This is a genomic window from Streptomyces sp. NPDC046335, assembly GCF_055587985.1.
In genome coordinates this window covers 102,441-115,251 of sequence record NZ_JBVJFF010000008.1, presented here as the reverse complement: position 1 = coordinate 115,251, position 12,811 = coordinate 102,441, and the positions used below count along the sequence as shown (strand labels likewise).

The 12,811-nt window shown below is 71.6% G+C and carries 11 protein-coding genes; 9 read left to right on the top strand and 2 right to left on the bottom strand.

The genetic code is table 11. The annotated features are described in order from the left end of the window. The first annotated feature begins 90 nt into the window (after positions 1–90). From ACZ6JY_RS20705 to nudC, 4 genes are all read left to right on the top strand, one after another. On the top strand, positions 91–792 hold the full coding sequence (locus ACZ6JY_RS20705; RefSeq protein WP_469197445.1) for a hypothetical protein: 702 nt from the start codon (positions 91–93) through the stop codon (positions 790–792). 83 nt (positions 793–875) lie between these two features. Then, positions 876–4,643: an ATP-dependent helicase gene (locus tag ACZ6JY_RS20700; RefSeq protein ID WP_469197444.1), complete on the top strand. Its 3,768-nt coding sequence runs from the start codon at positions 876–878 to the stop codon at positions 4,641–4,643. 10 nt (positions 4,644–4,653) lie between these two features. After that, positions 4,654–6,057 (top strand): dipeptidase, encoded by a 1,404-nt coding sequence (locus ACZ6JY_RS20695; protein WP_469197443.1) that lies wholly within the window; start codon positions 4,654–4,656, stop codon positions 6,055–6,057. 73 nt (positions 6,058–6,130) lie between these two features. Then, on the top strand, positions 6,131–7,078 hold the full coding sequence (nudC, locus tag ACZ6JY_RS20690; protein WP_469197442.1) for an NAD(+) diphosphatase: 948 nt from the start codon (positions 6,131–6,133) through the stop codon (positions 7,076–7,078). 4 nt (positions 7,079–7,082) lie between these two features. Here the strand turns inward: nudC and ACZ6JY_RS20685 are convergent, their stop codons facing one another. After that, on the bottom strand, positions 7,083–7,325 hold the full coding sequence (locus ACZ6JY_RS20685; protein ID WP_447039837.1) for a mycoredoxin: 243 nt from the start codon (positions 7,323–7,325) through the stop codon (positions 7,083–7,085). Between the two features lie 150 nt (positions 7,326–7,475). Here ACZ6JY_RS20685 and ACZ6JY_RS20680 point away from each other — a divergent pair, with 150 nt between their 5' ends. The 5 genes from ACZ6JY_RS20680 to ACZ6JY_RS20660 all read left to right on the top strand — a co-directional run bounded on the left by ACZ6JY_RS20680 (position 7,476) and on the right by ACZ6JY_RS20660 (position 11,402). Beyond that, on the top strand, positions 7,476–9,689 hold the full coding sequence (locus ACZ6JY_RS20680) for an ATP-dependent DNA helicase UvrD2 (protein WP_469197441.1): 2,214 nt from the start codon (positions 7,476–7,478) through the stop codon (positions 9,687–9,689). Positions 9,690–9,850: 161 nt separating this feature from the next. Further along, entirely contained in the window at positions 9,851–10,192 is a 342-nt protein-coding gene (locus ACZ6JY_RS20675) for a hypothetical protein (RefSeq protein WP_469197440.1), read from the top strand. Between the two features lie 169 nt (positions 10,193–10,361). Further along, positions 10,362–10,730 carry a WhiB family transcriptional regulator gene (locus tag ACZ6JY_RS20670; RefSeq protein WP_447039840.1) on the top strand — a complete coding sequence of 123 codons (369 nt, stop codon included), beginning with the start codon at positions 10,362–10,364 and terminating at the stop codon, positions 10,728–10,730. Further along, the gene (locus ACZ6JY_RS20665; RefSeq protein WP_469197439.1) at positions 10,727–11,050 is read left to right on the top strand and encodes a hypothetical protein; all 324 of its coding nucleotides are present in this window, start codon (positions 10,727–10,729) and stop codon (positions 11,048–11,050) included. The genes ACZ6JY_RS20670 and ACZ6JY_RS20665 overlap by 4 nt, the downstream gene beginning before the upstream one ends. Positions 11,051–11,198: 148 nt before the next feature. Beyond that, entirely contained in the window at positions 11,199–11,402 is a 204-nt protein-coding gene (locus tag ACZ6JY_RS20660; RefSeq protein WP_469197438.1) for a hypothetical protein, read from the top strand. Positions 11,403–11,415: 13 nt separating this feature from the next. On the opposite strand, the gene ACZ6JY_RS20655 is transcribed toward ACZ6JY_RS20660, so the two are convergent. Further along, positions 11,416–12,780 carry an ABC1 kinase family protein gene (locus tag ACZ6JY_RS20655; protein ID WP_469197437.1) on the bottom strand — a complete coding sequence of 455 codons (1,365 nt, stop codon included), beginning with the start codon at positions 12,778–12,780 and terminating at the stop codon, positions 11,416–11,418. Between the last annotated feature and the right edge of the window lie 31 nt (positions 12,781–12,811).

The window sequence follows — 12,811 nt, the reverse complement described above, 5'->3', positions numbered from 1 at the left end:
GGGACACAGCACCCACATGGCCGAATTAAAGTCACGGTAAGAACTTGCTGTGTGCCGACCCTGGCGCACCTTTTTGAGGAGTACGCGTATATGGCAGCCAACCGGAAGCTCCTGGCAGTGGCCGTCGTCTGTGCCGCCGCCGTCATCGGCGTATCGGGCTGCGGCAGCGACAGCGGCGACTCGGACCCCTTCGACGGCATGAGCGCCGACAAGATCGCCGAGAAGGCGTCCAAGGCCTCCAAGGACGCCGGGTCCTACCGGATGAAGGGCCAGATGAAGCAGAAGGGCGAGGTGAGCGACATCGAGTTCGCGGTCGCCGAGTCCGGCGACTGCAAGGGCACGATGGGCTCGGCCAAGACGGGGAAGGCCGAGTTCCTGTCCGCGGGCGACGCCTCGTACACCAAGGCCGACGACAAGTTCTGGGAGAGCAGCGGCGGCGGTTCCACCGCCGAACTCCTCAAGGGCCGCTGGGTGAAGCAGCCCAACAAGGGCGGCAAGGCCATCTGCAACCCCGACGACATGTTCAGCAACAAGAATCTCAAGAAGCTGAAGCGCGGGGACGACTCCGAGGTCGGCGGCGCGAAGGCGGCCGTCCTGACCCGCAAGAAGGGCGACGAGACCACCACCTTCTACGTCGCGATGGAGGGCAAGCCGTACTTCCTGAAGGTCGTGAACAAGGGCGCCGACGGCCCCGGCACCGTGACCTTCAGCGACTACGGCAAGACCGTCGACGTCAAGGCTCCGCCGGCCGGCGAGGTCGTCGACCCGGAGAAGCTGGCCTCGGGTTCCTGACCCCACGCCTCGCATGAGCGGGCGGTGGCCGTCCGCAGCCGGGTCCGCCCCGGTTGTCAGTGGCCACCGCTAGCCTCTCTGACGTGCCACCTCGTATCACCGACCCCGAGCAGCTCAAAGAGCTCCTCGGCATCCCGTTCACCCCGGAGCAGACGGCCTGCATCATCGCGCCGCCCGCCCCGCAGGTGATCGTGGCCGGAGCCGGTTCGGGCAAGACGACGGTGATGGCGGCGCGCGTGGTGTGGCTGGTCGGCACCGGCCAGGTCGCCCCCGAGCAGGTCCTCGGCCTGACGTTCACGAACAAGGCGGCGGGCGAGCTCACCGAGCGCGTCCGGCAGGCGCTGATCAGGGCCGGGGTCACCGACCCCGAGGGCCTGGCCCCGGCAGGACCCCCGCCCGGCCACCACCCCTCGACGACGCCGCGCGCCGACCCCGACCACTCCCCGGGCGAGCCGGTCATCTCCACGTACCACGCCTTCGCGGGCCGGCTGCTGACCGACCACGGCCTGCGCATCGGCCTGGAGCCGACCTCCCGCCTGCTGGCCGACGCCACCCGTTTCCAGCTCGCCGCGCGCGTGCTGCGCGAGGCCCCCGGTCCCTATCCCGCGCTGACCCGTTCCTTCCCCGACCTCGTCAGCGACCTCCTCGCCCTCGACAGCGAGCTCGCCGAGCACCTCACGAGCCCGGAACGCCTCCGGGCGTACGACACGGAGCTGCTCCGCGCCCTGGACGGCGCCAAGCTCACCAACCCCGACCTGCGCAAGGTCCCCGAGACGGCCGCCGCCCGCCTTGAGCTCGCCGAGCTCGTCGGGCACTACCGCGCGGCCAAGCGCTCCAGGGACCTCCTCGACTTCGGCGACCAGATCGCCCTCTCCGCGACGCTCGCCCGCACCCGTGCGGAGGTCGGCGAGATCCTGCGGGACGAGTTCCGCGTCGTCCTCCTCGACGAGTACCAGGACACGTCGGTCGCCCAGCGCGTCCTCCTGTCCGGTCTCTTCGGCGGCGGGACGGGCCACCCCGTGACCGCCGTCGGCGACCCCTGCCAGGCGATCTACGGCTGGCGCGGCGCCTCGGTGGCCAACCTCGACGACTTCCCCGAGCACTTCTCGTACGCCGACGGGCGCCCCGCGGCCCGCCACGCGCTCAGCGAGAACCGCCGCAGCGGCGGCCGGCTCCTGGAGCTGGCCAACGGCCTCGCGGAGCCCCTGCGCGCGATGCACGCGGGCGTGGAGGCCCTGCGGCCCGCGCCCGGCGCCGAGCGCGACGGCGTGGTGCGCTGCGCCCTGCTGCGCACCCACGCCGAGGAGATCGACTGGCTCGGCGACTCGATCGCCCACCTCGTGCGCACCGGCAAGGCCCCGGGCGAGATCGCCGTCCTGTGCCGCACGGCGACCGACTTCGCCGAGATCCAGGGCGCGCTGGTGGCCCGCGACATCCCCGTGGAGGTCGTCGGCCTCTCCGGGCTCCTCCACCTCCCCGAGGTGGCCGACCTCGTGGCCGTCTGCGAGGTCCTCCAGGACCCGGGGGCCAACGCCTCGCTCGTGCGGCTGCTCACCGGCCCGCGCTGGCGCATCGGCCCCCGTGACCTGGCCCTGCTCGGCCGCCGTGCCCGCATGCTCGTCCGCCCCGGGCACACCGCCCCCGACGACCCCGACCGGCGCCTCGCCGAGGCCGTCGAGGGCGTCGACCCGGCCGAGGTGATATCGCTCGCGGACGCGCTCGACACGTTCCTGGAGTCGCCCCTGGACGCGGGCGCCTCCTCCGGAGGCGACGACGGGCTGCCCTTCTCGGCCGACGCCAGGGTCCGCTTCGCCCGGCTCGCCGCCGAGCTGCGCGACCTGCGCAGGTCGCTGTCCGACCCGCTGATGGACGTCCTGCACCGCGTGCTCGCCGTCACAGGACTCGAAGTGGAGCTCTCCGCGTCGCCGGGCGCCCTCGCCGCCCGCCGCCGCGAGACGCTCTCCAACTTCCTGGACGTCGCCGCCTCCTTCGCCGCCAACGAAAACTCCGCCACCCTGCTCGCCTTCCTCGGCTTCCTGCGCACCGCGGCGCAGTACGAGAAGGGCCTCGACAATGCCCTGCCCGGCGGCGAGAACACTGTTAAGGTGCTCACCGCCCACCGCTCCAAGGGCCTGGAGTGGGACGTCGTCGCCGTCCCCGGCCTGGTCAACGGCACCTTCCCCAGCGGGCAGGGCCGCGAGAAGTGGACCGCGCAGGCCAAGGTCGTCCCGCACGAGCTGCGCGGCGACGCGGCCACGCTGCCCGACATCGAGGCGTGGGACGCCAAGGGCATGAAGGCCTTCCACGAGGCCATGAAGGACCACCAGCGCACCGAGGAGCTGCGCCTGGGCTATGTGACGTTCACCCGCCCCCGCTCGCTCCTTCTGGGCTCCGGACACTGGTGGGGGCCCTCCCAGAAGAAGCCGCGCGGCCCCTCGGACTTCCTCCAGGCGCTGTACGAACACTGCGCGGCGGGCCACGGCGAGATCGAGGCCTGGGCGGACGAGCCGGCCGAGGACGAGGAGAACCCCGCCCTGCACGAGGCCTCCGCCGACCAGGCGTGGCCGCTGCCCCTGGACGACGCCGCGCTGGCCCGCCGCCGGGCCGCCGCCCGCACCGTCCTCGACCACCTGGACCGCCTCACGCGCGAAGGCGTGCCGGAGCCCGCCCGCTCCCACGCGGAGGCCCACCCGTCGGCAGAGGACGACGTGCCCCCGGCCGACGACCCGGAGTGGCCGCCGCCCCCGGAGGACGAAGAAGCGCTCCCCGAAGAAGCGCTCCACGAAGAGGCCTTTTACGAGGACGCCGTCCACGGAGACGCCGATCTCGACGCGGTGGACTGGGACGACCTCGCGACGGAGCGCCCGACGCTCCCGCACCCGGCGGACGACGGGGCGGCCCATGTCCAGGCCCCGGCGCGGAATCCGGCGGCAGCTCCAGGGGTGGGAAACAGCCCCGCCCACGCGCGCGTGCCCCACCAGGCGCCGCCCCCGGAAGCCCGCCCGCACCCCGCCGACCGCGCCTCAGGCGCCGAACCGGCCCCGGCGGGCCCCGGCACCCGCCTCACCCCGGAGGAGGCCCGCACCCTCGCTTCCTGGGACCGTGACCTCGACGCCCTCACCGGAGAGCTCCTGCGCGCCCGCGCGGCGGTCAGGGACGTCCCCGTGCCCGCCTCGCTCACCGCGTCCGAGCTGATGCGGCTGGCCGCCGACCCGGACGGCTTCGCGCAGGACATCGCTCGCCCCATGCCGCGCCCGCCGCAGCCCGCGGCCCGCCGAGGCACCCGGTTCCACGCTTGGGTCGAGTCCCGCTTCGAGGAGCTGCCGCTGCCGATGCTCGGCCCGGAGGACCTGCCGGGCGGGGAGCCCGGCGAGGCGGAGATCGCCGACGAGCGCGACCTCGAGGCACTCAAGGAGTCCTTCGAGCGCACCGAGTACGCCCGCCGCACCCCCTACCGCGTCGAGGTCCCCTTCCAGTTCGTCATCGCGGGCCGCGTGATCCGGGGGCGCATCGACGCCGTCTACAAGGAGGGTGACGGCGACGACGTGACGTACGAGATCGTCGACTGGAAGACCAGCCGCACCCGCAGCGCCGACCCCCTCCAGCTCGCCGTGTACCGCCTCGCCTGGGCCGAGCAGCAAGGTGTCCCCCCGGAGTCGGTGAAGGCCGCGTTCTGCTACGTACGCAGCGGAGAGACCGCCCGCCCCCGGGACCTCCCGGACCGCGCCGACCTCGAACGTCTGCTGCTCGGAGAGCCGCCCCCAGGCGCGGAACGCTATGTTCCGCTTGCTGTGGCGGCCGATCACTCCGGCGGCGAACCGCCGGACGAATCCACCCCGGATGGCGGATAGGCTCGTGACCATGAGCGAGACACCGGACAGCGCCGTCCGTACGTACATCGAGAACCACCGCGCCGCCTTCCTCGACGAGCTGGCGGAGTGGCTGCGCATCCCGTCCGTGTCGGCCCAGCCCGAACACATCGGGGACGTGCACCGCAGCGCCGAGTGGCTCGCCGCCCAGCTCAAGGAGACCGGCTTCCCGGTCACGGAGATCTGGGAGACGCCCGGGGCGCCCGCCGTCTTCGCCGAGTGGCCCTCGGACGACCCGCAGGCCCCCACCGTCCTCGTCTACGGCCACCACGACGTGCAGCCGGCGGCCCGGGAGGACGGCTGGCACACCGACCCCTTCGAGCCCGTCGTCCAGGGAAACCGCCTCCACGCGCGTGGCGCGGCCGACGACAAGGGCCAGGTCTTCTTCCACACCCTCGGCGTCCGCGCCCACCTCGCGGCCACCGGGCTCTCCGCCCCCGCCGTGCACCTGAAGCTCCTCGTCGAGGGCGAGGAGGAGTCGGGGTCCCCGCACTTCCGCGCGCTCATAGAGGCCCACAAGGACCGCATCGCCGCCGACGCGGTGATCGTCTCGGACACCGGCATGTGGTCGGAGGACACCCCGACCGTCTGCACCGGCATGCGCGGCCTCGCCGAGTGCGAGATCCAGCTGCACGGCCCGGACCAGGACATCCACTCCGGTTCCTTCGGCGGCGCCGTGCCGAACCCCGCCACCGAGGCCGCCCGCCTGGTCGCGGCCCTGCACGACGAGCACGGGCGCGTGGCGGTCCCCGGTTTCTACGAAGGCATCGTCGAACTGACCGACCGGGAGCGCGAGCTCTTCGCCGAGCTGCCCTTCGACGAGGAGCGCTGGCTGCGCACGGCCAAGTCCCACGGCACCCGCGGCGAGGCCGGATACACCACCCTGGAGCGCGTCTGGGCCCGCCCGACCGCCGAGGTCAACGGCATCGGCGGCGGCTATCAGGGAGCGGGCAGCAAGACGATCATCCCGTCGTCGGCCGTGGTGAAGCTCTCCTTCCGCCTGGTCGCGGGCCAGGAGCTGGACCGCGTCGAGCAGGCCGTACGCGCGTGGGCCGCGGCCACCGTCCCCGCCGGAATCCGGCACACCACCACCTTCAGCGCGGGTACGCGCCCGTGCCTCACCCCGCTGGACCACCCGGCGCTGCAGTCGGTGGTCCGTGCCATGGGCCGCGCCTTCGAGCAGCCGATCCGCTTCACGCGCGAGGGCGGCTCGGGGCCCGCGGCCGACCTCCAGGACGTCCTCGCCGCCCCCGTGCTCTTCCTGGGCATCTCCGTGCCCTCCGACGGCTGGCACGCGCCGAACGAGAAGGTCGAGATCGACCTGCTCCTCAAGGGTGTGGAGACGACCGCCTACCTGTGGAGCGATCTCGCCCGGAACTGGCGCGATGCACACTGATCCACGGACCGCCGAGCACGCCGCCGCCCGCCCTGCCGAGCCACCCATTCCATCGGGGGAGTTGGAAGCACCTGTGACCACCTGGACCGACCACACCGCGGACCGTCCGATCTCGCTGACCGCGCTGAGCGGCATCGACCGGGCGGCCCACCACCGCATGGACGAGGCGTGGCTCGCGGCAGCCTGGAGCCACCCGACGACCCGCGTCTTCGTGGTCTGCGGCGGCCAGGCGCTCATCGACGAGACGCCCGAGGGCCGCACCGAACTGTTGATGACCCCGTCCTTCGAAGCGCCGCTCACCGAGGAGCACCGCTACTTCCTGGGCACCGACGAAGACGGTGTCAGCTACTTCGCGCTCCAGAAGGACTCCCTGCCGGGCCGCATGGACCAGTCGGCGCGCCCCGCCGGGCTGCGCGAGGCGGGGCTGCTGCTCTCACCGCGTGACGCGGGTCTGCTGGTGCACGCCGTGGCCCTGGAGAACTGGCAGCGCCTGCACCGCTTCTGCTCGCGCTGCGGCGAGCGCACCGTCATCGCGGCGGCCGGCCACATCCGCCGCTGCCAGGCCTGCGGCGCCGAGCACTACCCGCGCACCGACCCGGCCGTGATCATGGCGGTCAGGGACAGCGAGGACCGCATCCTGCTCGGCCGCCAGGTGCACTGGCCCGAGGGCCGCTTCTCGACCCTGGCCGGCTTCGTCGAGCCGGGCGAGTCCATCGAGCAGTCGGTGCGGCGCGAGGTGTTCGAGGAGGCGGGCGTCACCGTCGGCCATGTGGAGTACGTCGCGAGCCAGCCCTGGCCGTTCCCCTCCAGCCTGATGCTCGGCTTCATGGCCGACGCGACCTCCGCGGAGATCAACGTGGACGGCGAGGAGATCCAGGAGGCCCGCTGGTTCTCCCGGGAAGACCTGCGGGCCGCATTCGAGTCCGGGGAGGTCCTGCCTCCCTACGGAATCTCGATTGCGGCCCGTCTGATCGAGCTCTGGTACGGCAAGCCCCTGCCGAGGCCGGGCACCGTCGGCTGAACCGTTAGGCGGCCAGCTTCTGCTTCACCTGGGCCAGCGAGGGGTTCGTGAGCGTCGAGCCGTCCGGGAAGAGAACGGTGGGAACCGTCTGGTTTCCGCCGTTCGCCTTCTCGACGAAGGCCGCCGAATCCGGGTCGTGCTCGATGTTGACCTCGTTGTACGTGATGCCCTCACGGTCCATCTGACCCTTGAGGCGGCGGCAGTAGCCGCACCACGTGGTGCTGTACATCGTCACAGTGCCCGGCATGTCGTTTGTGCTCCTTTGTCGCTCGGGGTGCGTCATCGCAATTGAAGGAACGTACGCGATCCCGCCGCCATTCCCGCATTAATACGACCGCAGCCGCCTCCCTGTGGACAACCGGCTCAGCCGCCCCCGGCGACCTGGCAGCATGAAGGGGTGACATCAGCAACGCACTCCACCCTCTTCCCGCAGGTCCCGGACTCTGCCGACGCGGTGCTCGCCGGGCTCGACCCCGAGCAGCGCGAGGTGGCCACCGCCCTGCACGGGCCGGTGTGCGTGCTCGCGGGCGCCGGTACGGGCAAGACGCGGGCGATCACCCACCGCATCGCCTACGGCGTGCGCGCCGGCATCCTCCAGCCCGGCAGCGTCCTCGCCGTCACGTTCACCAACCGCGCCGCGGGCGAGATGCGCGGCCGCCTCCGCCAGCTCGGCGCCTCCGGCGTCCAGGCCAGGACCTTCCACTCCGCGGCCCTGCGCCAGCTCCAGTTCTTCTGGCCGAAAGCAGTCGGCGGATCACTGCCCAGGATCGTCGACCGCAAGATCAAACTCGTGGCCGACGCGGCGGCCGCCTGCCGCATCCGCCTGGACCGCAACGAGCTGCGCGATCTGACCAGCGAGATCGAGTGGTCCAAGGTCACCCAGACCGTCCCCGCGGACTACGCCGCCGCCGCGGCCAAATCCGGCCGCGACGTCCCGCGCGACCCCGCCGAGATCGCCCAGCTCTACGCCGCCTACGAAGACCTGAAGCGCGACCGGGCCGTCATCGACTTCGAGGACGTCCTCCTGCTCGCCGTCGGCATCCTCCAGGACCGGCACGACATCGCCGACCAGGTCCGCTCCCAGTACCAGCACTTCGTGGTCGACGAGTACCAGGACGTGAGCCCGCTCCAGCAGCGCCTCCTGGAACTCTGGCTGGGCGACCGCGACAGCCTCTGCGTCGTCGGCGACGCCAGCCAGACGATCTACTCCTTCACCGGAGCCACCCCCGACCACCTGCTGAACTTCCGCACCCGCCACCCGGGGGCGACCGTCGTCAAACTGGTCCGCGACTACCGCTCCACGCCCCAGGTCGTGCACCTCGCCAACGGTCTGCTCTCACAGGCCCGCGGCCGCGCCGCCGACCACCGGCTCGAACTGATCTCCCAGCGAGACCCCGGCACGGAGCCGGTCTACACGGAGTACGCGGACGAGCCGGCCGAGGCCGAGGGCGCCGCCCGCCGCATCCGCGCCCTGATCGCCGACGGCGTCCCCCCCAGCGAGATCGCGATCCTCTTCCGTACGAACTCCCAGTCGGAGATCTACGAACAGGCCCTGGCCGACGTCAACGTGCCCTACCAGCTGCGCGGCGCCGAGCGGTTCTTCGAGCGCACAGAGGTGCGCGAGGCGGGCGCGGCCCTGCGCGGCGCCGCCCGCTTCGGGGGCAACGACGCACTCCTGGACGACGTCGTCGACCTGCCCTCCCAGGTGCGGGCCGTGCTCTCCACGAAGGGCTGGACGTCGGAGCCGCCCGCGGGCTCCGGCGCGGTCCGTGACCGCTGGGAGTCGCTGGCCGCGCTGGTCCGTCTCGCCGAGGACTTCGCGCGGGCCAGAGGCGACGCGACCCTCGCCGACCTCGTGGCCGAGCTGGACGAGCGTGCGAACGCCCAGCACGCCCCGACCGTCGAAGGCGTCACCTTGGCCTCGCTGCACGCGGCCAAGGGCCTGGAGTGGGACGCCGTCTTCGTCGTCGGCCTCGCCGAGGGCATGATGCCGATCACCTACGCCAAGACCGACGAGCAGATCGAGGAGGAGCGCAGGCTCCTCTACGTGGGCGTGACCCGGGCCCGCGTCCACCTCAGGCTCTCCTGGGCGCTCTCCCGCTCGCCGGGCGGCCGTCCCAACCGCCGTCCCAGCCGCTTCCTGGACGGCCTGCGGCCGGGCTCCGGCGGGGGATCGGCGGCGCGCGCGGTGGGCGGCGGCCCCGGCGGCGTCGAGCGCGGCAGCGCCGGCGAGGCGGCGCCGGGCGCGGTATCCGGCCGCCGGCAGCGCAAGAGCCGCACGCCGGCCCGCTGCCGTGTCTGCGGCCGGACGCTCACCGACGCGGGCGAGATGAAGCTGATGCGGTGCGAGGACTGCCCGTCCGACATGGACGAAGGGCTCTACGAACGGCTGCGGGAGTGGCGGAGCGTCCAGGCGAGGCGCCTGGGACAGCCCGCGTACTGCGTCTTCACGGACAAGACCTTGATCGCCATCGCCGAGGCCGTGCCCGACGACGAGGGCGAACTGGCGCGCATCCCTGGTGTCGGCGTGCGCAAGTTTCACCGCTTCGGCGCCGAAGTCCTCGCTATCTGCGCAGGTCAGGACGGTGTAAGGGGCGCCAACGGCGAGTGATTCAAACTCGACGAAAAAATAGTTTGCGCATGCGCAAGGAAGACCCATAGGTTCTTAGGCACGGGAACGGCGGCTTCTCCGAAGCCCTGGCCCCGTGCTGTACTTGTTCCGCAGGATCGATTCAGGTCGATCCCTTAGACGCCGAGAGGAGGCGAATTCCAGTGATCAGCATTACCGAGAGCTTCATCAGCACCGCCAAAATGACCGATCGCTCGGTCGTCGCTTCCTGCCTGCTCGGCTTCTCGAACCAGGGCACCGGTCTGTCCGGCGGCACCCCCGCCGTGCGTCCGATGTCCGTCTCCCTGCCTCTCTCCGGTCTTCCCGTTCGCGAGGCCAATGAGGGCAATGAGCGACCGACCAAGGCACCGGAAGCAGCAGTAGCGAAGGCGCAGGCCCAGGCCTATGCCTTTGCGGCAGCCGGTGCCGGATTCCGCAAGCAGACGACGCAGCATCACCTGATGTGGGCCTTCCGTGGGCTCGAACCCTGGAGTGATCCAGTCTGATCAGCGATCAGACAGGCGCCTTCAGGGCCGCGGAACCCCACCCGGGATCCGCGGCCCTTTTGTTTTCCCCGAAACAGGAAGACAAGCAGAAGGGGCCACCAGCAAGACCCGGTACCAGCCGCCAACCGGCCGACCCAGGCCGGCACGACCAGACGAGGAAAACCACACCGTGCAACTCGAAGCGCACGCCCCGTCCGTACCACCTGCACAAGCGATCGCCCCGCCCACTCCCACGGAGGACCCGACCTTGACCCCCCTGACCGCGCTCACCGCGCTCGACGACGCCATCGAGAACCTCGGCGTACCCGTCCCCTGCCGTGCGTACGACCCCGAGGTCTTCTTCGCGGAGTCCCCGGCCGACGTCGAGTACGCCAAGTCGCTCTGCCGCACCTGCCCGCTGATGGAGGCCTGCCTCGCCGGCGCCAAGGAGCGGCGTGAGCCGTGGGGCGTCTGGGGCGGCGAGCTGTTCGTCCAGGGCGTCGTCGTTGCCCGCAAGCGGCCCCGTGGCCGCCCGCGCAAGAACCCGGTCGTCGCATGAGCATCACCGGAACCATCGATCGCCCCCTGACGCACGACCCCAAGAAGCAGGCCCCGATGAAGGCAGCCACCAGCGAGCCCGCCGGCTCCGCCACCCCGGACTTCACCACCACCGGCGCGCACGCCTCGCGCCAGAACAGGACCCGTGAGATGCAACTCATCCCAGAAGCCATGGCTCGTGCGCATATGCACGAACGACTGCGTGAAGCCGAGGCCCGGCGCCCGGCCGATCGCTTGCTGGCGGCCCGCCGCATGCAGCGCCGCGCGGAGCGCGCATCGCTGCGTGCCCGGCGCGCGCTCGCCATAGCGGTCATGCAGTAAGAGCCCAGGCGCAGCAAGAGCCCAGCGCAGCGTAAGAAGCGAAGAAACGAAGAAGCGAAGAAACGAACGGGGGTCGGTCCGCACGGACCGGCCCCCGCAGTGCGTTGTACCCCACGCACGTCCGGAAAGCGGGCGATAGGGTCACGGGGTGGACCAGCAGAACCCTCCGCCCGCGGACGCCTCCGCGCCCGCCGCGAACCCGGTGTGCTCCCTCTGCGGCACGACCGCCGACGGGACGCCGCTGACCTGGACCTACTCGGTCGAGAACGGCGTGCGCCGCTACTTCTGCGACACCTGCGCGCGCGACAACATCAGAGCCATCGAGGGGCGCCTCGACTCCGACCTCTGGTAGGCGCCGGGGCCGCTCAGGCCTCGGCTACCGCTGCGGCCTCGGTGTCCACATCCGGCTCCGCCACGAAGCCGGGCAGCCACTCCTCAAGCTCGTCCCGCATCCGGACCGTCGCCCCCAGCTGACACAGCACTCCGATGGTGCTCAACGTCACACGGTGTATCAGCAGATACGACGGAGGCAGGTTCAGCTGCTTGCCCAACTGATGGGCGGGGGAGCGGGGATCGGCCACGCGCGCCGCCTGGCTGCGCATCCAGCCCCGCGTGAACGTGAACTCGTCCACCAGCATCGGCTCGATGATCGGCAGCAGATAGTCGAGCACCGCGTCGGGTTCGAGCTCCACGGACTCCCTGACGAAGCCCTCCTCGCACAGCATTGCGTGGACCGCGTCGGCCTCGCCCTCCAGCGTCATCCGCAGGGCCTCGCCGATGGTCACCGGCAGGCCGCCGGGGAGCCGGTCCACCGTGCCGAAGTCCAGGACACCGAGCCGCCAGCCGTCCTCACCGTCGGGCACCAGCCGGAAGTTCCCGGGGTGCGGGTCGGCGTGCAGCAGGCCCGTGCGCGCCGGGCCCGAGAAGAGGAAGCGGGCCAGCAACTGTCCCGCCCGGTCACGCTGCTCCTGCGAGCCGTCCGCGATCACCTCCGACAGGGGAGTCCCGTCCATCCACTCGGTGACCAGGATTTGATCGCTCTGGTGCACCACTTCCGGCACCACCACGTCCGGGTCGTCCGCGAACTCCTTGGCATGCGCCTGCTGCGCGTGCGCCTCCAGGGCGTAGTCGAGCTCTTCCGAGACACGGTCACGCAGCTCGGTGATGAGCGGCTTGATGTCCATGCCCGGGATGAGCGGGCCGAGCAGCCGGGCGAAGCGGCTGATCTGGTTCAGGTCGGACAGCAGCGCCTCGCCCGCCCCTGGATACTGCACCTTGACCGCGACCGCGCGCCCGTCCTCCCAGACCGCCCGGTGCACCTGACCGATCGACGCGGCGGCCGCGGGCTTGTCCTCGAACTCCAGGAACCGGTCGCGCCAGTCCTCGCCGAGCCGCTCCGCGAGCACGGCGTGCACCGTGCGGGTCGGCATCGGAGGCGCCGCCTCCTGAAGCTTCGTCAGCGCCGCGCGGTAGGGCCCCGCGACCTCCTCGGGCAGCGCGGACTCGAAGACGGACAGCGCCTGCCCGAGCTTCATGGCGCCGCCCTTCAGCTCCCCGAGGACCTTGAAGAGCTGCTCAGCCGTGCGCTGCTGCAACTCACGCCCGACGATTTCCGCCGACTTGCCGCCGATCCGCTTGCCGAGCCCCCAGGTCGCGCGTCCCGCGAAGCCGAGTGGCAGCGCGGCCAGTTTGGCGGTCCGTGTGACCGCCTTCCGGGGAAGATCAGACATTCGCCCCTCCAAATCCCAGACAGCCGCGCCT